Raw genomic sequence first — 19,061 nt, forward strand, 5'->3', positions numbered from 1 at the left:
CTAATGCACTAAGAAAGAGGAGCGCGCGATGTCGGTTATTGGGTCTTACATGGGGAGTTTAGACCAAGGCACTAGTAGCACGCGTTTTATGATTTTCGACCATGCAAGCAATGTGATCGCATCCCACCAAGTGGAACACCGCCAGATTGTAAGTCAGCCAGGGTGGGTCGAACATGACGCCAGTGAAATCTGGTCTAAAGCGCAAGAAGTCATCCGCGCGACATTGACGAAGGCTAATCTCATCGGGTCCGACCTCCTTGGAATTGGCATCACCAATCAGCGTGAAACTGCACTTATTTGGGACATCACCACCGGTAAACCATTGGCAAACGCCATCGTTTGGCAGGACACAAGAACTCAAGAGTCGCTTGCTTCTCTCCCGCCGCGCGTAAGTGAGCTGATCCGCGAGCGCACTGGATTACCAGTTGCTTCTTATTTTTCGGCGAGTAAATTTCGCTGGCTCATGGAGAATAGTGAGCCAGTAAGGAATGCACTCAAGGACGGCCGCGCGCGCGCCGGCACCATTGACTCGTGGTTGCTCTGGAATCTGACGGGCGGTATCGATGGTGGAGTGCACGCGACCGATGTAACCAATGCAAGTAGGACGCTTCTGATGAATCTCAAAACTCTTGATTGGGACCAGGAATTACTGGACATTTTCAACATCCCACGGATCCTGTTGCCAAAGATTCGCTCTTCATCGGAAAGATACGGTGACACCGATCCATCAGGGCCATTTGGCGTGTCAATACCCGTTGCGGGTATTTTAGGTGATCAACAATCCGCCCTCGTTGGTCAAACTTGCTTCAACCGCGGCGAGTCCAAGACAACTTATGGCACGGGCAATTTCGCGCTTCTCAACACAGGAACAGAGATAGTCAGATCCAATTCCGGGCTGCTCACCACCGTGGCATTCAAAATGGGAAACGCGCCAGTTCACTATGCACTTGAAGGTTCGGTAGCGGTGACAGGCGCAGCAATCCAATGGTTACGCGATCAAATTGGTCTGATTGAAAAAGCCAGCGATGTAGAAGCCCTCGCTGCCAGCGTTTCGGACACCGGAGATCTCTATTTCGTTCCGGCGTTCTCCGGGTTATTTGCGCCGTACTGGCACAGTAGCGCGAGGGGCCTGATGATCGGACTAACTCTTGCAACAACAAGGGCACATATTGCTCGTGCCGCCCTTGAGTCAATCTGCTACCAAACCAAGGAGATTCTGGATGCAATGATTGTCGACAGTCAAGTGCCTATGCAGGAGATGAAAGTTGATGGTGGCATTACCGCCAATGAACTTTGTATGCAATTGCAGGCCGACATTATGGGCATCAGTGTTATACGACCAGAAGTTCGCGAAACAACAGCACTAGGTGCTGCATACAGTGCTGGATTGGCCCTGGGATTTTGGAAAGATCTAGATGAGATCCGCTCTCAGGCGAAAGCATCTAAAACCTGGAAACCTCAAAGTTCGGAAGAAGCGCGTGCGCAGGGTTATGCGCGATGGAAAAATGCGGTCGAGCGGACTTTTAATTGGGCGCAATAATTATTAGACAGGGATTATTCGACTGGTATAACCCGCAGGACTTCCACACCTCCAATATCACCCAAAATATTTAACAGATCTGTTGGATCACTTCCAGGAATTGCCACGGTTATATCGTCGTAGCCGCGCCCTGCTTCACTCTTCATAACAACCAGGCCGCGAATATCACCGCCTGCGAAGCCGATAGCCGAAGCAACTGCTCCAAGAGAACCCGGGCGGTCAGGAAGTGAGACGTGGAGCCGAAAAATCGCCATGTCTCACCTTATCCCGAGCGCTCTTAAACCTGGACTAGGACATCGCCCAAAGTTCACCGAGAGGGCGTAGATCCAAGAGTGACTTTGAAAGTCTTCGAGGGTCCCGTTGGAAGATCGACTGTCACTGAGATGACCTCACCGGGTGCGTACGAAAGGATTCTGGCAATAGCGGAAACTGAATCTGCAATTCGCAGCCCATTGATGGAGCGCACGACAGATCCATTTGGGATCCCTGCCTTTTCTGCGCCTCCTCCTGGCGTAATCGCATTAATAAGCGCGCCAATGCCCTGATAAGAATTATTGAAAGAAACGCCTAAGAGTGGCCTAGTGGATGCACCCGTTGTTATAAGTTCATTGGCAATTCTCTTTGCTTCATTTATCGGAATGGAGAAGCCTAAGCCTATGCTGCCGCTTGTGCCACCAGAGGAGAGTGTGGCAATGGCTGCATTCACTCCAACCATCCTTCCCTGTCCATCCAGAAGCGCCCCGCCTGAATTGCCAGGATTAATTGCCGCATCGGTCTGAATCGCATCGATGTACGTTTCGACTCCAGTGTCCCCCGCAATTATCGCTCGATTGAGTGCTGAAACAATTCCACTCGTCACCGTACTTGCCAATCCCAAAGGCGAACCGATCGCCACTACAGGATCTCCAATGCTCAACTTAGATGAATCACCGAAGGGAATCACAGGGAGATTTCCTACAGCAACCTTGAGGACCGCTAAATCATAAATTGGATCTTGCCCCACAACGCTCGCAGAATAAGTGTCACCATTATGAAGCTCCACGTTGATACCGCCAGCGGAGGTTGCCCCATCAACAACGTGGTTGTTAGTAAGAATGTAACTTGAACTTGAGTCAGTGCGGATGATGGATCCAGAACCTGTTCCGTTTCCCGATGCCGTCGTCACGTAGATCGAAACTACGCTAGGGGTGGCAGCCGCAGCAATTGCCTTGACACTGAAACTACCGGTGCCAAGATCTACCGCGGTGCGAGTCTTCGCGCACTTACCGTCAGCGGAGTAGTACAACACTGCCGTCCTATTATCAACACAAGCTTTGATCACCGGCGAAGACGGCGTCACAGCAGTTGCCACACCGCCAGCAATCGTGACTCCCAGAAGAAAACCAACCCCAATTTTCACTCCAGCTGATCGACTTAACGTGGTCTTCAGATTCTTCAGCATCGCAGGCATATTTCTTAACCTTTCAGAAGAGTTCTATGTGAGCAATTTAGCCAATTGGAGGGAAATGTGACCAAAAAAAGGCTGATAACTTAGTGAGAGTCTACTCAAGCGACCCCTCTGCCGAATGAGTTGGCGTTGACTATGCCTGAACTATCCAGTCACCTTCTATCGCCACTTTGACCTGGGGGACAGGCGAAGGGGCTGGGCCACTGATAACTTTGGCATTGTTAAATGGATCATAGGTAGTTCCGTGGCAAGGACAGACCAATAATTTATCAGCAGGCGAATAACTGACTGTGCATCCCTGGTGCGTACATATCTCAGAATATGCAAATACACCATTGGTCGTCCGGAAAAGTATCGAAGGATTTCCATTCAGCGACACAAATTCGTGAGTCTGGCCGACTCCAAGTTTGCTCAACTTAATAACGCGCCTGGGATCGGTGGTCGACACCACTTGCGAACCTACTTCAGTTTTAGTTCTAGAGAAAAAATGCACCAGGCCCGCTGCACCTACCGCCACTACACCAATGGCGCCGACCCTCATCGCTCCACGCCTGTCGAGAGAGACATCCACTCGTCTGCGCCTGCCCACGAGCGTGAGCAAATAAGCAAGCCATAAAACTGCATAAGCACTGTCGCTTCCCAAGAAATACGGTTTTACGTGCCAGGTGGCCGCGATCCACAATCCAATGGACTGTGAAAAACCCGCGAGCGCTGCCAGCGTAGGGGCGACCCAGAAGAGGGTGGCCAGACCGATGGCGAATTCAGCGACCATGATGAAGGAGCCCACCGCAGTGGCATGTTCGATCATCCGTCTGAAGATAAAACCCAAGGGTGAAGTTGTGGCGTAGCCAGTTAATTGTCGTCCGATGTATGTCGCACCATTTGTCTGCAGAAAACCGGGATCTCTGGCCTTGTCCCATCCGGCATAAATCCACGTTACGCCTAACCAGAGGCGAATCACGCGGATTGCCGGACTTTGATTACGCCACGAAGAACGAATCGCACGAAGATTTGATCGGGGCATTAACTAAGCGTAGGGGTCAATTAAGTGTTTTGCTCCCTGACTTGGACTCGAACCAAGAACCTGCCGGTTAACAGCCGGCTGCTCTGCCAATTGAGCTATCAGGGACTACTGCAATGAATCTGGTTGGCAGTCGCAAACTCTAGCGCACCCTTACGAGTCCGCTAAATTAGCGACATTTCTCCCTATTTTTCACACGTTAATCCTGGTTTTTATGGTGGGAATTACAGATCGCCAATCGCCAAATCGTGCTGGGATCGACGAGCGGCCTCAAGGCCCACAAGTTCGGTGAAAAGTTCGGTGTATTGAGCCTCATGTGTAACGGGGTTGAGCCGTTGCAGAGTGGATTTTACCTCGGCTATTTTCCGGCTCATTGCCACCTCCCGGAGTCTGGCCACAATGCTCTCAACGTATCTCTGAGAAATCTCGCCATCAGTCCTGATGGGCTCCACCGACAATTCAGCAATCAATGCCTTCATGTATACGTCCTCTATCTGATCGAGACGTAGATCCGAATCCCCGTGCACATCAATGACATCTCTTAACTGCCGATAGAAAGGATGAGTGAATGCATCCTTCTCAATTTCTTTCCACCCTCTCACAAGGTCGGGCATTTGCAAGCGTGCCTTCAGGACTTCTCGCTCCAACGCCAATCGTGGCTCGTTTGGATCGGGTCTCCAATTTAGTTCCGGAATTTGTTCGACAGTTTCCTTGGAAGGTGCCCGGACTCCCCGACCGACTGCGGCACTTACGGTCTCCACTTCGATCCCAAGCCATCCCGCGAGCAATCGGATATATTCAGGTCGCAAGGATCTGTCGCGGATCTGCCCAATGAGCGGAGCGGCGGCATTGAGCGCATTAACGCGACCTTCTGCGGACTCTAAGTTGTGTTGCCTGAGTTCTGTTCGTATCGCGAATTCAAAAAGTGGAACTCTCCGAGCAATAAGATCACGAAGTGCAAGATCCCCTTTCTGTTGTCGCAGTTCGCTTGGGTCAAGCCCACTAGGTTCGACGGCAACAAAAGTTTGAGTAACAAACTTTTGATCGTCATTAAATGCTCGAAGTGCCGCTTTTTGTCCGGCCGCATCTCCATCAAAAGTGAAAATTACTTCGCCACGAAAAGCATCATCATCCATAAGTAACCGTCTCAAAATTCGGATGTGATCGGCACCAAAAGCCGTACCGCAAGTCGCGATCGCGGTGGGAATTCCGGCCAGGTGTGCCGCCATGACATCGGTGTACCCCTCAACAATTACTACTTGTCTTTTCTTGGCAATCTCTTTCTTAGCCTTATCCAACCCGTAAAGGACTTGACTCTTCTTGTAAATGGCGGTTTCGGGGGTATTGAGATACTTGGGACCATTATCGACTTCGTCACTGGCCAACTTGCGGGCGCCAAACCCAACCACATCCCCCGAAATATCGCGGATGGGCCACATCAGCCGATTGCGAAAACGATCAATGGGACCTCGCTGCCCCATTTTCGAAAGGCCGGCCGCTTCGAGCTCGTCGATCGAATATCCCTGCGCGCGCAGATACTTAGTGAGCACATCCCAATCATCGGGTGCATATCCCACTTCAAAAGTCGCACACGCGCCCTGATCAAACCCTCTCTTTGTGAGAAGGTCTCGCCCGAACTGGGCAAGGGGTGATTCGTTTAACTGTTGTTGATAAAACTTGGCGGCGGCGGCATTGGCTGCAATCAGGCGTGAACGCTGTCCCGCGGGAGCACTTTTAACACCGCTGCCCTCGTCGTAGCGAAGCGCATATCCGATTCGATCCGCCAGTCTCTCGACCGTCTCGGTAAATGAGAGATGATCCATCTTCATGACAAAAGCAATGACGTCACCACCAACTTGGCAGCCGAAACAGTGGAAATACCCTTTGCTGGGAGTGACGTGGAAGGAGGGGGATTTCTCATCGTGGAAAGGGCAGAGACCCTTTTTCTGACCTCCGCCGGCATTCTTTAATTGGATGTAATCCCCGACAATTTCATCAATGGGCGCGCGATCGCGGATGTATGCAACATCCTCATCCTTTATCCGCCCGCTCATGCCTATGATTCTATCTGCGAGGAGAGACGAGCATGCAGGGTGTACGCACCTGGATCCGTAAGGGATGCAACCTGATCAACAATAACTCGCAGACGCTCATCATCATCTCCGGCCTTTCCCCAATCCGCCAAGAATATAGAGTCAAGGCTCGCTGGCGCACTTGCCAAAAGCATTTCCACCAGGTCGGAAATGACTACTCTCTGTTTGGCGTAACGCTCCTTCGCAATCGGCGTGCCGATGAGATAAAGACCCGCAACGGATTTGAGCAAACCTACTTCGATTATCTGATCGCGCGGAACTTCGAGATTCGCGTTATATCGAACCAGAGCACTGGTTCCATGTATTTGACGCGTTTCAAGTTCGGCGGCCAAGACAAAGCGTCCGATTAATTGACTGGTTAAATCCTTGATTCGTGCGAGTCCCGCATGGGTGCCATCGTAAAAAGTTGGCCAACAGGATAATTTCTGTAAGCGGTGGAGCGCGGCTTCAAATTCTGCTTCACTCGCATCTCCCGCATAATCATGAATCATCACTTCGAACAAGAGGTGCAGGTCGTTATCGAAATCAGCAACACTGACTTGACCCGCAACTAAGGCATCCTCAAGGTCATGAACGGAGTATGAAACATCGTCAGACCAATCCATGATCTGTGCCTCGATACAGCGTTGAAAGCCGGGCGCTCCTTCGCGCATCCACTTGAATATCTCCAGATCCTCTTTGTAGACGCCATATTTTGGCGAACTTACTTCGCCAGACCAGGGATATTTGGTGACGGCATCAAGTGAAGCACGCGTGAGGTTAACACCGACAGAATTTCCAACTAGATCTAGGCTCTTTGCTTCCAGGCGGGTAAGCAAACGGAAACTCTGCGCATTCCCCTCAAAGCCACCCGCGCTCTGTGCGATGTGCGCAAGCGCGGCCTCGCCATTGTGCCCAAATGGTGGATGACCCAGGTCGTGGGCCAGACAAGCGGTATCGAGTAGATCAGGATCCGCACCAAGGGAGTCGCCTAATTCACGGCCAATCTGCGCAACTTCTAACGAATGCGAAAGTCGAGTTCGTTGGAAATCATTCTCCCAAGGCACAGCTACCTGCGTCTTCGCTCCCAGCCTGCGAAGGGAAGCCGAGTGGATGACTCTCGCGCGATCGCGCATGAACTCAGTGCGTCCGGACCGCTTAGCAGGCTCGGAAATAAAGCGCTCCAGGTCATGACCACTGTAGGCACTCATAAAGGGAACTCTATTACCGACTCAGGTGATCGCTCAGGTGAATCCCCCGTCGCCCAAGGGTGACGTAGGCAAGATAAGCCCCAGTTTCGCGGATGAGATAGTGGAGATTGAAATGTGCCAGGGAATTTGCTCCGGTTCGCACGGGCGAACAACTGGGTTCTGCTCCCAGATCAGTCGCCATCGTCATAGCTCTTAAGCAATGGTACGGGTCAGTCACAATGATGACGGTGTGAATTTTCTGCTTCTTCATTTCGGCGATATATGCGCGAGTACTGACAAAGGTATCCCTACCTTTTTCGGTTGCGACGATTGTCCTTTTGGGGACGCCATGATTTTCGAGCCAGAACTCTGCAGATGCCGCTTCTGTCGTGCGATCGCCAGGAGCGCCTCCTCCGACGGTGATAATTGATGGAGCAAAGCCCAAGTCATAAATTCTCTTGGCCTCAACGAGTCGCGCAAGCAGCGCACCGCTGGGTCGTCCATCAAATTGAGCCGCGCCAAGCACAACAATTACCTCTCCTGTTCGAGTTTTCGAATTGTGGGCAGCCATCCACACTCTCCCAAGTGTAAAAAGTGGGATTACCAAAGCAAGAAGAATGAGCGCGCTCAACACCCTGCGAATTAGACGAAATCCGAACATGTCACCCGCCCGAAAACGCATCTTCGAGTTCAATATGAACTAACTCATCAGGATCTTTAAGCCAACCATCTGGAAGTGTTACAGGTCGGCCGTGACTCGTGCGCCCGCGCGGCAGATTGCCAACATCAATTGGGTAAGGCTGATCGGTGAGTTGATGAAGTAGCGATCGCAGCTCCTCCAGCGAGGAGACCATTCCAAACTGACGGCGCAAATCACTTGGAACTCTAAAGCCTTTTAGATACCAGGCCATGTGCTTGCGCAAATCGCGGCATCCCCGCTCCTCTGATTGGAAGTATTCAACAATCAATTCTGCGTGACGATACATCACCACTCGAACTTCAAAGAGTGTAGGCAAGTGACGATCCTCTTGTCCGTTAAATGCATTGACGAGATCGCGAAATAGCCACGGCCGGCCCAGACACCCTCGACCGACAACAACTCCGGCGCAACCCGTCTGCTCCATCATTGCGATTCCGTCTGCTCCACTCCAAATATCGCCATTGCCGAGAACCGGAACGCCATCTGGCTTGAGGTGTTCGACCAAGCGACTAATTGCGCTCCAATCAGATTTACCTTCATACATCTGCTCGGCAGTTCTTGCATGAAGGGCAACCCAATTCACTCCAAGATCGGCAGCAGACTTGGCAGCCTCCAAATATGTGTGGTGGTCTGTATCAATACCAATTCGCATCTTGACCGTGACTGGTATACCGAACGGGGTCGCTGCTTCGACTGCAGCTCCAACAATCGCGGAGAAAAGTCTGCGCTTGTATGGAAGTGCCGCCCCGCCACCTTTTCGGGTTACTTTTGGGACAGGGCAACCGAAATTCATATCAATATGATCGGCTAGATCTTCTTTGCCAATCATTGTTACGGCAGCACCCATCACATCGGGATCCACGCTATAGAGTTGAACTGATCGCGGCCATTCGTCTTCGCCTGGGGCGATCATTCTTAATGTTTCAGGGCGGCGCTCAATGAGCGCACGTGCCGTCACCATTTCGGAGACAAAAAGTCCAGCACCTTGTTCTCGGCAGAGTGTTCTAAAGGGCGCATTTGTTATTCCGGCCATGGGCGCTAAAACAACTGGCGGATTTATTTCATAATCCCCGCTAGATAGTTTGAGCGTGAGAGGGGTTATGCCCCTAGCAGTCGTGGCGCTAGCCATGCCTCTACCTGATCGAGGGAAATACGCTCCTGCGCCATGGTGTCGCGATGGCGAATTGTCACTGCTTGATCAGCAAGGGTTTCAAAGTCAACCGTGATGCAAAACGGTGTCCCGATTTCATCTTGTCGACGATAACGACGGCCAATCGCCCCTGCATCATCAAAATCGATATTCCAGATCTTCCGCAGTTGGGTTGCTAGATCTCGGGCCTTTGGCGAGAGATCTGCATTGCGCGACAGAGGAAGTACCGCGACTTTAACTGGTGCAAGCCGGTAGTCGATCTTAAGAACCGAGCGCTTCTCCATTTCGCCCTTTGCATTGGGTGCCTCATCTTCGGTAAATGCATCCATTAAGAATGTCAAGGTTGCCCGGTCTACACCCAGCGCCGGTTCGATTACGAATGGAGTCCATCGCTCATTCTTCTCTTGATCAAACCACGAGAGATCTTTCCCCGAACTAGCAGAATGAGCTTTCAAGTCAAAATCTGTGCGGTTGGCAATACCCTCGAGTTCGCCCCATTCGGTACCGGCAAATTCAAATTTGTATTCGATGTCAACGGTCCGTTTGGAATAGTGTGACAATTTTTCTTTCGGGTGTTCGTAGAGCCTGAGTCGATCAGGATTTATTCCAAGGTCTGTGTGCCATGCATAACGCGTGTCCAACCAGTATTGGTACCAATCCTCGTCAGTGCCTGGTACAACAAAGAATTCCATTTCCATCTGCTCAAACTCACGGGTACGGAAAATGAAATTGCCTGGAGTAATCTCGTTGCGGAAAGATTTACCAATCTGGCCGATACCAAATGGCGGCTTCTTCCGTGAAGTCGTTGCGACATTGTCAAAGTTGATAAAAATGCCCTGCGCAGTTTCTGGTCGCAAGTACGCGAGCCCGGACTCGTCTTCAACTGGACCTAGGTAAGTTTTCAAAAGTCCGGAGAATTGTTTGGGCGCGGTGAATTGGCCTTTGTTGCCACACGCCGGGCAATTGATTTCGGCTAGGGATTGCGGGGCGCGTTTGTTCTTGGCTTCGAATGCCTCTTCAAGGTGATCAGCTCGATAGCGTTTATGACAGGCAGTACATTCAGTGAGCGGATCAGAGAAGGTCGCGACGTGTCCCGATGCTTCCCAGACTTCTTTCGCCAAGATCACGGATGAGTCCAGACCGACGACATCGTCGCGTCCAGTCACCATGGACTTCCACCATTGTCGTTTCACGTTGTTCTTGAGCTCTACTCCGAGAGGGCCATAATCCCAGGCCGCTCGTAGGCCTCCATAGATCTCACTGGAGGGGTAGACAAAACCCCGGCGCTTGGCCAGGCTCACTATTGTTTCTAAGCGATCGGCCATGGCGATCTCCATTCCGGCTGGCTGTCGGCGGTAAGCAACCGATTTAGTTGCATCCTGTAGCCAAACTTTACTTGCTCACGGCGCTCTCACAATGCACCCGCTCGGCCCGCCCTTCTTTGGAAATGACAATCATTTTCATTTCTGATACCCTTACCTCATGAATCTTTCGATTGCTCTGGCAGCTGTGACTGCCCTTGCAACTGCCCTCGGTGGCTCCCTTGCACTTCGATCGCGGGATCGCCTTCATCTCACGCTGGGCTTAGCTGCCGGCCTCCTCCTTGGCCTTGTTGCCTTCGACCTAATGCCCGAGGTTTTTGCCATCAATACCGACACTTTTGGCAATGTTCCAGTGGTCTCCATTGCCTTTGTAGCGGGATTCTTAGCACTCCACTTTACTGAGCAACTCTTTGGCTCTCACGAACCACTTGAGTCTGAGTACGGCCATGAGCACCAGCACAGCGCCAATGTCGCCGGAACCTTAGGCGCATTTGCGATGGGCGGTCATGTCTTCCTGGACGGCATCGCCCTTGGCTTCGCCTTTCACATTGGAAATCCGTTGGGTTTCGCAGTCTTTGTGGCGATCCTGGCACATGCATTTAGCGACGGATTAAATACCGTCTCATTTCTCATCAAAGGTGGTCGCTGGAGTCGAAAAGCAACCTATCTGCTGAGCGTGGATGCGATCATGCGAATAGCCGGTGCCGCCCTCGGTAGTTACATCACGATCAGCCTTCCCTTTCTCGGTATCTACCTGGCACTTTTCGCAGGGTTCGTGATCTATCTGGCGACATCCCACATCCTGCCCGAGGCTCACTCTCGACATCCCTCTCGATTGACCATGCTGGCCACAGTGTTGGGAGTCCTCATTATGTGGGCGGTTGTTGGGCTTGTAGGCCGAGTATGAGCAAATCATCAGGCCGAGTACTCACCACCTTGAAACGTGCAGGTGGTTTTGCAAGCGCTCAGGAGGTCCATCAACTGATGACCCGAGAAGGTGAACGGATCGGCCTGACCACAATTTATAGAGCACTGCAGCATTTGCTCGATGAGAAGACTGTGGATCTCCTTCACAGAGAAGGCGGTGAAGCGATCTATCGACTCTGCGGTGAAGAGCACCATCACCACTTGGTCTGTAAGAATTGTGGTCGCACTGTAGAAATAGCCGATAGCTCAATCGAAAAATGGGCAACAAAAGTTGCAGACGAACATGGGTTTCGCGACGTGGCTCATACCGCTGAACTTTTTGGAATCTGTTCAACGTGTTAATTCCCGACTATCCAGAATAGTCAATTTCTGGAATTAAGTATTTTGGATAACTATTTAATCTTCTGAACTTGTCCTCGCATGATTGCTGCAGCGAGAGCCTGATCTGGTCGAGGGTCAAAAATTTCTACTTGAATATCTTGACCTTTAATTCCTAGATAGACGTTCTTTGGATCCCGCGCATCGTAATAGACCGCGTTGCCATCCACGTTTACGAACCCAACTCCATTTGGAAGCGAGCCCGCTTTCTGTGTCACAGCGAATGCATTCGCTGAAACAAATGTCCCTACCTCTCGGTAGGAAAGTTGTAGATCGCTTGCAGATACTCCTGCAGGCACATATCGGAGTGAAATACTGGTTAAAACGGCTGCGTTGAGAACGTACTTAGCACCACTTTCTGGACCAACCCAATAGACATTGAGATGGTTGGTGCGAACAACCTCCCGGAGTTGTTGCGCATCTACTGCTTTGCCGCCATGCAGAATAAGGAGCACCTCCTCAGAGGCACTACGTTTGGAATTAAAATAATATTCCGCGCCAAAACTAACCGTGGAAAAGAGCAGGGCAGTAACAACGTAAGGTACAACGCGACGAAATCTCGCCTTCTTCACGGGTTCGTAAATACCCGTGACTTCCCGTATGCCGCTGTCGAGCATTGGGTCCTCCCCCACCTTAAACTTGATGTTTCGCCCCCTCCTTCCCTTTTTCGCGGACGGGTTTAGTTAGTAGGAACTCACGGTTTCTCCACTGCAATCGAACATGCATACTCATCTACCCAAGATAAGGGACGTACGCGATTGGCGAGAAATCCGATTCCGTCACCTTGCTCGTGGACAAGCGGAAGAAGCCATCTCCCCAACGTGTGATGGACTTATCAGATCCAACACATATAGTGCTCATAGCATACCAAAGCGAATGAAATCATTACTAGATAGTAAACCACATTCGGGACCGATCAAGGACTAAGCGTTATAGAAACTTTACAAATGGTAAAGTTTAAGATGACATATTAAGAAATCCTTTGGAGGAGTCTGGGCGTTCGCGCTGCAATCAGGGCAAGTCCGGAGTTGGGATCAAAAATCTCAACTTGAGAGTCTGTTCCGCTTACGCCTACATAAACGCTATTTGGGTTGAGCGTGCCGTAATACACAGCGTTTCCATCCTCATTGGTGAAGGCCACAGAATTAGCTTTCTTGGCATTACTCAAAGTGACCGAGTATGCATCCTTTGTCTGGTACGTGCCGATGACGCGATAATTGGCAGCGGTGTCATCTAGACCGTTGCCATTTGGAAGATAGCGCACGTAGTTTTGCGCAGTGCTCACCGAATCGAGTGCGTAGAGTGCGCCTTCCCGCGGGCCCAACCAATAGACAACAAGTCCTTCACCTGCGACAACATCTCGAAGTTGGGCTTCACTTAACGCAACTTTTCCATTTGTTGCCAGTAGCGCAAATTTCAAATCTAAACGCGGAGGCTCGAGATAACTAAAAAGTCCAAAGGTGAGCGCGGAAGACAGCACCACAGTAATTACATATGGCACGAACCGACGATATCTTCTCAAGTTAGGTGAAATTCGCGGCGCGTCACTGTCGGATTGTTCGACGTAAAAGACATCGGCCTCGACCTTATGTGCGGTTTTTTCGACTTTCATCCATGCCCTTTCGAAATTGGATCCGCGCTTAGGATAACCTCATTTGAAGTGGACGAGGCCACTAGGCGCTTCCAAAACGTCGATTTCGGCGGCCATACTCCTCGACCGCCCTCCAGAGTGCTCGCCTATCCACATCGGGCCAGAGAGTGTCCATGAAAATCATCTCGGCATAGACGGACTGCCACGGGAGAAAATTGCTAGTCCGCATTTCACCGGAAAAACGGAGGAAGAGATCGACATCGCGCATTTCTGGTTCATCCAAATAACTCTTAAAAACTTTCTCATTAATTGAATCGAGGTCTATATTTCCGCCCGCAACGTCACGAACGATCGCAATCGCTGCATCCACAATTTCGGCACGACCGCCATAGTTCACGCACATATTTAGCGTAAGGACTTTATTGTCAGCCGTGAGTTGTTCTGCTATTTCTAGTTCCTTAATGACACTCTTCCAGAGCTTCTTCGGTCGCCCTACCCAACGAACCCGGACTCCGAGTTCGTTCATCTCATCTCGTCGTCGACGGATGACATCTCTGTTGAACCCCATCAGAAATTTCACTTCCTCTGGAGATCGTCGCCAATTCTCCGTTGAGAATGCAAAGGCACTTATTTCTTTTATTCCAATTTCTATCGCACCTTCAATCACATCAAAGAGTGCGGCTTCACCTGCCTCATGCCCTGCAGTGCGCGGAAGGCCACGATCAGTTGCCCACCTCCCATTCCCGTCCATCACAATAGCAACATGCGCGGGAATCATTCCTGGCGAAAATGTAGGCGCACTCACACCTGATCTGTGAGCCTTTGGTCTCTTTGTCATGCGCGTTCGACCATTGGCAAACTGCGCAGTCCCCGCTCTAGGTGCCATTGGAGATAAGCAGCTATCAATCCGCTTGCCTCCCTTCGGTTTCTTCCTTCGCTCGAATCAGCCATTTCCCAATTTCCTGCTAACAGGGCTGACATCAATTCTAAAGTCTCAACTGCGGGAGTGGCACACGCAGAAGGACGGCAATCCGCACAAACGCTACCGCCTCCTACCAGCGAGAAATAGCGGTGTGGTCCAGGTTTTTCGCAACGCGAGCAAATGGTCATTGAAGGTGCATATCCTCCGATCGCCAATGATCGAAGGAGAAAAGCGTCGAGGACAAGAGAGGGGTCATGGCCATTATCAGTAAGCGCCTTCAATCCCCCAACTACGAGTAGATACTCTTGAAGCGCAGGCTCGTGCTCCTGCGAAGTGAACCTTTCTGCCGTCTCCAATATCGCAGATGCGATTGTCCAGCGTTGGTAATCTCGCGAAACAAAGTCTCCATAATTTTCAATCGCCTCTACTTGAGTTACGGTGTCGAAGGTCTTTCCTACAAAAAGTTGGATATCGACATGGCTACCAGGCTCAAGGCGTGCACCAAATTTTGACTTGGTGCGGCGCACGCCCTTTGCCACGCCCCGAATTCTTCCGTGTTCACGGGTGAGCATCGTGATGATCCGATCAGCTTCCCCTAATTTCTGGGTGCGGAGCACGACCGCTTGATCTCGGTACAGACTCATAGACTTACCGTAATGGCATTCCCCTATCGGATGGCACGATTAATAGCGGACACCACTGCCTTCAAAGATGCCGTGGTCGTATTTGGGTCGATGCCTACACCCCAGAAGACATTGCCATCGATTGCGCACTCCAGATATGCGGCAGCGCTAGCATCTCCGCCGGCAGAAAGCGCGTGCTCGTAGTAATCCAAAACGCGTACGTCCACGCCATACTCCTGCAAGATCGCACAGAACGCTGCGATTGGTCCGTTTCCTTGACCCTTGATTTCGTGCATCTCGCCACGATCAAGAATTGAAACACTCAGTTGCACGTCTTCATCGAGCACAGAGGTTTGAGAAAGACCCTTGAGCCTGAACCGACCCCACGGCGCCGAGTCCGTTGGCAAGTACTCGTCTTCAAAGATTTGCCACATCTGTGTTGGTAGAATTTCGCCACCTTCATTATCCGTCTTGGCCTGTACTACTTTGCTAAATTCAATCTGCAGTCGACGTGGCAGATCAAGATGGTGCTCATTCTTCATGATGTAGGCAACGCCACCCTTGCCCGACTGGCTATTCACGCGAATAACCGCCTCGTAGGATCGGCCGATGTCCTTGGGATCGATAGGCAAATATGGAACCTCCCAAGTGAAATCATTCATAGGCACGCCAGCGTCAGCGGCATCTTTCTCAAGATGATCCAAACCCTTCTTGATTGCGTCTTGGTGCGACCCAGAAAATGCAGTAAAAACTAGATCGCCGCCATAAGGATGGCGTTCAGGAACTCGCAACTGATTTGAATACTCGACTGTCCTGCGAATCTCATCTATGTTTGAAAAGTCGATCATTGGATCAATACCGTGGCTAAATAGATTGATCCCAAGAGTCACAAGACAGACGTTGCCCGTGCGTTCGCCGTTACCGAATAACGTACCCTCAATACGGTCGGCGCCCGCTAAATAACCCAACTCGGCAGCGGCAACACCAGTTCCGCGATCGTTATGTGGGTGCAAACTCAGTACAACACTGTCGCGATAGGCAAGATTTCGGTGCATCCACTCGATTGAGTCCGCATAGACATTTGGAGTTGCCATTTCAACAGTTGCCGGCAAGTTCAAAATCGTCTTCCAACTGGGAGTTGGGCGCCAGATGTCATTGACCGCATCGCAGACTTCCAGCGCATATTCAAGTTCGGTACCTGTGTACGACTCTGGAGAGTACTCAAAGGAAATCTCAGTACCAGGAACTGTGTCCATCATCGAAAGGCAAAATTCGGCAGCGTCGGTCGCGATCCTTTTAATTCCCTCTTTGTCCTGTCCGAAGACGACGCGGCGCTGCAGAGTCGACGTTGAGTTATACAGATGGACAATTGCTCTCTTAGCACCCTTCAATGACTCATACGTCCGCTCGATGAGTTGTTCGCGGGCCTGAGTAAGCACTTGGATAACCACGTCGTCAGGGATGAGGTCTTCTTCAATAATCTTTCGCACAAAGTCAAAGTCGGTCTGGCTCGCGCTCGGAAAGCCCACTTCAATTTCTTTGTAACCCATGGAGACGAGCAATTTGAACATGGCCAATTTGCGAGCAGTGTCCATAGGGTCAATCAACGCCTGGTTACCGTCTCGCAAATCAACAGAACACCACTGCGGCGCCTTGGTCATTTGCTTGGTTGGCCAAGTGCGATCCGGAAGGTCAATCGGGACAAATGAGGAATACCGCATATACGCCATCGAACTTGGGTTTTGCTGAGGGAAATTCATTTGGTCTGACTCCTTAATAATTCGCGGGATTTGGTTTTTTACCGGTGCAACAAAACCCCGCAACGAGGAGACCGGTTAAAGGGCCCCGCCACGGCAGCGAAGGAGGAGGCTGCGTAATTTCATGGCTACAGGGTAGCCGTGAGGTGAGAGAATCGGCAAATTATGCGTTGGATTCTGCCCCCCCGAAACCAGAGGATAGACGTGAGTATTAGAAAAGCGGTCATGAGCGATGTACCAGAGATCCTGGCACTTATCCATCAATTGGCAGAGTATGAAAAAGCACCTGAACAGGTAGTTGCCACCGAGGAAGACATCAAAAGATCCTTCTTTGGTGAAAATCCGCAAGTCTTCTGCCATGTTGCCACCCACAACGAGCAAGTTGTGGGAATTGCTATCTGGTTCCTAAATTATTCAACCTGGCTTGGTAAGCATGGTATCTACTTGGAGGACCTATTCGTCATTCCGGAGGCACGCGGACAGGGCCATGGGATTGCTCTACTTAAAACGTTAGTAAAAATCTGTGTTGAAAATGATTATGAACGTTTTCAATGGTGGGTGTTGGATTGGAATGCGCCTTCCATTAAATTCTATGAATCAATAGGGGCAGTGGCTATGGACGAATGGACCATTTTCAGAATCACAGGTGAACCATTAAGTAGACTTGCGGGTGAATCGATTCGATAACCCAACTTGCAGGGTCTAAAAAGAGATATCGCGTCTGCGAAAAACAAAGATGCTTGCAGCATATATAGCGAGCGTGACAAGAATCGAGCGGGTTGTATAAACAAAATCGAGCCCAGTAAGTAGTGCATTTTTGCCCAGTGCCCACTGAAACGGATTCAAGCCCAGAACTCTGTCAAAAGTGTGCACGAGTGGTGCCAGCGAGTAAAAGAGAAAACTAGCAAATGCTAGGGCGATCGCACCTCCGAGAGCGATGGATTTTTTTCCGAAGATCGAACCGAAGAGAGTCGCAACAGCATTAAAGATTATGCCAAGTAACGAACACGAGAAAGAAGCCGCCAGAATCTTTGCGGGGGCGATGGAGATGTCAACAAAACGAATCCCAATGAAAAGATTGAGGAAGATAATGAATACAAGTGTGGTCTGTGCGGTAATCGCAGAGAGAATTTTCGTGAATAGCACTCCTGTGCGCGATATTGGAAGAGTGAGAAGAACATCTGCAGTGCGACGCTCCTCCTCTTGTGCGATGGCATTCGCGCCCCAAGCCGCACCTACAGCGATAAACACCAGAGGAAGCATGAAACTAAATAGTTCTGCCGAAAGATAACCCGTGCCGGATGTGTAATCTTCCATTCGGAATATCTTCTGAAGAGCTTCGGGATAATTCTCAATAAAGGTGTTTAGCCCTGCTGCTGAAGATCTGACAGTTGGAAAGACGGACAGCTGGATACTAATAATTGCCATTGCACCGATGCACCACCCGATGAATCCACGGCGCTGATCCTTCAACGTCTTAAGAAAGAGTGGCATTGCCATCATTTTCACCTCCTTCGACAATTGAGAAGAAGATTTCGTCTAGGTTGGATTCGTGAGTTTGAACGCTATCCAACCCGTTCTCCACAGCGACTCTTAAGAGTTCTGCCTCCGCGCCGATAACCGTGCATGTGACTCGATTGCCAGATGCCTGTACATCTTTAATCCCGTGCACTTCGCTAAAGACATTGGCAGCAATCGGAGAACTGAAGAAAAGATCTATTGTTCTGAGGGTCCGTCTCTTCAAATTCGAAATCTCATCCACCAGCAGCTGCTTACCAGAATTGATAATCACAACACGATCTGCCAGATGTTCTACTTCGCTCAAAACGTGCGAGGACAGAAGGATGGCCGCGCCTCGAGACTGAGTTTCGTCAACGAGAGTGCCGAACTCCCTCTGCACAATCGGGTCAAGGCCAGCAGTCGGCTCATCCAGAATCAAGACCGATGGCTTGTGCATGAAAGCTTGAATTACGCCCACCTTCTGTTGATTCCCCTTCGAAAGTTCCCTTATCTTCCGATCAAGGTCAAGATCAAACCTTTGCGCCATTGACCTAATCTCTTGCGTGCAATCTTGTCCTCGCATTTTTGCCAGAAAATCCAAATGATCCCAACCCGATAAATTCTCATACAGAGTCGGCGAACCAGGAAGGTAGCCAATCTCTTTTCGCATCTGGTGTGAGTAGATGCTGACTTCCTCACCCCGTATATGAGCTTGCCCGGATGACAACTTCAAGAGCCCGACAAGCGCCCGCATCGTTGTCGTTTTTCCTGCCCCATTGGGTCCCAAGAAGCCCATAACTTCACCAGGAAATACCTCAAAGGTAACGTCCATGACACCAAGATCACGACCGTAATACTTGGTTAAACCCTTGAGAGAAATTGCCGATACTGGCATACCTTCATATTACGTGAGCGATAGGT

The 19,061-nt window shown here is 50.6% G+C and carries 19 protein-coding genes and 1 tRNA gene; 4 read left to right on the top strand and 16 right to left on the bottom strand.

Annotated features, from left to right (window positions below; all coding sequences use genetic code 11):
- Positions 1 to 37 precede the first annotated feature (37 nt).
- Positions 38 to 1,540, top strand: coding sequence for a glycerol kinase GlpK (gene glpK / locus VMW30_07940; GenBank protein HUW88286.1), 1,503 nt, complete (start codon positions 38 to 40; stop codon positions 1,538 to 1,540).
- Between the two features lie 14 nt (positions 1,541 to 1,554).
- On the opposite strand, the gene VMW30_07945 is transcribed toward glpK, so the two are convergent.
- From VMW30_07945 to VMW30_07985, 9 genes are all read right to left on the bottom strand, one after another.
- The gene (locus VMW30_07945; protein HUW88287.1) at positions 1,555 to 1,794 is read right to left on the bottom strand and encodes an ACT domain-containing protein; all 240 of its coding nucleotides are present in this window, start codon (positions 1,792 to 1,794) and stop codon (positions 1,555 to 1,557) included.
- A gap of 53 nt (positions 1,795 to 1,847) precedes the next feature.
- Positions 1,848 to 2,990, bottom strand: a complete 1,143-nt coding sequence (locus VMW30_07950) for a trypsin-like peptidase domain-containing protein (protein ID HUW88288.1) — start codon at positions 2,988 to 2,990, stop codon at positions 1,848 to 1,850.
- Between the two features lie 130 nt (positions 2,991 to 3,120).
- A complete protein-coding gene (locus VMW30_07955) occupies positions 3,121 to 4,011 on the bottom strand; it encodes a Rieske 2Fe-2S domain-containing protein (protein HUW88289.1) in 891 nt (296 codons plus the stop codon).
- A 32-nt stretch (positions 4,012 to 4,043) separates the two neighbouring features.
- A tRNA-Asn gene (locus tag VMW30_07960) sits at positions 4,044 to 4,116 on the bottom strand.
- A 116-nt stretch (positions 4,117 to 4,232) separates the two neighbouring features.
- The gene (gene dnaG / locus VMW30_07965) at positions 4,233 to 6,062 is read right to left on the bottom strand and encodes a DNA primase (protein HUW88290.1); all 1,830 of its coding nucleotides are present in this window, start codon (positions 6,060 to 6,062) and stop codon (positions 4,233 to 4,235) included.
- A 2-nt stretch (positions 6,063 to 6,064) separates the two neighbouring features.
- A complete protein-coding gene (locus VMW30_07970; GenBank protein ID HUW88291.1) occupies positions 6,065 to 7,291 on the bottom strand; it encodes a deoxyguanosinetriphosphate triphosphohydrolase in 1,227 nt (408 codons plus the stop codon).
- Positions 7,292 to 7,304: 13 nt separating this feature from the next.
- Complete coding sequence (locus VMW30_07975) at positions 7,305 to 7,841, bottom strand: YdcF family protein (GenBank protein HUW88292.1); 537 nt, start codon at positions 7,839 to 7,841, stop codon at positions 7,305 to 7,307.
- A gap of 91 nt (positions 7,842 to 7,932) precedes the next feature.
- Entirely contained in the window at positions 7,933 to 9,099 is a 1,167-nt protein-coding gene (gene dusB / locus VMW30_07980; protein ID HUW88293.1) for a tRNA dihydrouridine synthase DusB, read from the bottom strand.
- Positions 9,069 to 10,445 (bottom strand): glycine--tRNA ligase, encoded by a 1,377-nt coding sequence (locus tag VMW30_07985; GenBank protein HUW88294.1) that lies wholly within the window; start codon positions 10,443 to 10,445, stop codon positions 9,069 to 9,071. Before VMW30_07985 ends, dusB begins: the two co-directional genes overlap by 31 nt.
- Before the next feature lie 157 nt (positions 10,446 to 10,602).
- On the opposite strand from VMW30_07985, the gene VMW30_07990 reads away from it, so the two are divergent.
- Together VMW30_07990 and VMW30_07995 are read left to right on the top strand one after the other, a co-directional pair.
- Entirely contained in the window at positions 10,603 to 11,349 is a 747-nt protein-coding gene (locus tag VMW30_07990; GenBank protein ID HUW88295.1) for a ZIP family metal transporter, read from the top strand.
- A complete protein-coding gene (locus VMW30_07995; GenBank protein HUW88296.1) occupies positions 11,346 to 11,711 on the top strand; it encodes a transcriptional repressor in 366 nt (121 codons plus the stop codon). Before VMW30_07990 ends, VMW30_07995 begins: the two co-directional genes overlap by 4 nt.
- 50 nt (positions 11,712 to 11,761) lie before the next feature.
- On the opposite strand, the gene VMW30_08000 is transcribed toward VMW30_07995, so the two are convergent.
- From VMW30_08000 to leuA, 5 genes are all read right to left on the bottom strand, one after another.
- The gene (locus VMW30_08000; protein HUW88297.1) at positions 11,762 to 12,364 is read right to left on the bottom strand and encodes a hypothetical protein; all 603 of its coding nucleotides are present in this window, start codon (positions 12,362 to 12,364) and stop codon (positions 11,762 to 11,764) included.
- Positions 12,365 to 12,717: 353 nt separating this feature from the next.
- Positions 12,718 to 13,359, bottom strand: a complete 642-nt coding sequence (locus VMW30_08005; protein ID HUW88298.1) for a hypothetical protein — start codon at positions 13,357 to 13,359, stop codon at positions 12,718 to 12,720.
- 61 nt (positions 13,360 to 13,420) lie between these two features.
- Positions 13,421 to 14,176, bottom strand: coding sequence for an isoprenyl transferase (locus VMW30_08010; protein HUW88299.1), 756 nt, complete (start codon positions 14,174 to 14,176; stop codon positions 13,421 to 13,423).
- Positions 14,173 to 14,904: a DNA repair protein RecO gene (gene recO, locus VMW30_08015; protein ID HUW88300.1), complete on the bottom strand. Its 732-nt coding sequence runs from the start codon at positions 14,902 to 14,904 to the stop codon at positions 14,173 to 14,175. Before recO ends, VMW30_08010 begins: the two co-directional genes overlap by 4 nt.
- Before the next feature lie 23 nt (positions 14,905 to 14,927).
- Positions 14,928 to 16,643 (bottom strand): 2-isopropylmalate synthase, encoded by a 1,716-nt coding sequence (leuA, locus tag VMW30_08020; protein ID HUW88301.1) that lies wholly within the window; start codon positions 16,641 to 16,643, stop codon positions 14,928 to 14,930.
- 195 nt (positions 16,644 to 16,838) lie between these two features.
- On the opposite strand from leuA, the gene VMW30_08025 reads away from it, so the two are divergent.
- Entirely contained in the window at positions 16,839 to 17,327 is a 489-nt protein-coding gene (locus tag VMW30_08025; protein HUW88302.1) for a GNAT family N-acetyltransferase, read from the top strand.
- Positions 17,328 to 17,342: 15 nt separating this feature from the next.
- Here VMW30_08025 and VMW30_08030 read toward each other — a convergent pair whose 3' ends face one another.
- Both VMW30_08030 and VMW30_08035 read right to left on the bottom strand, forming a co-directional pair.
- Positions 17,343 to 18,143, bottom strand: a complete 801-nt coding sequence (locus tag VMW30_08030; GenBank protein HUW88303.1) for an ABC transporter permease subunit — start codon at positions 18,141 to 18,143, stop codon at positions 17,343 to 17,345.
- The gene (locus tag VMW30_08035) at positions 18,118 to 19,035 is read right to left on the bottom strand and encodes an ABC transporter ATP-binding protein (protein HUW88304.1); all 918 of its coding nucleotides are present in this window, start codon (positions 19,033 to 19,035) and stop codon (positions 18,118 to 18,120) included. Before VMW30_08035 ends, VMW30_08030 begins: the two co-directional genes overlap by 26 nt.
- Positions 19,036 to 19,061 lie beyond the last annotated feature (26 nt).

This window comes from Candidatus Paceibacterota bacterium, assembly GCA_035530615.1.
In the GTDB taxonomy this organism is placed as follows: Bacteria; Actinomycetota; Actinomycetes; order Nanopelagicales; family Nanopelagicaceae; genus QYPT01.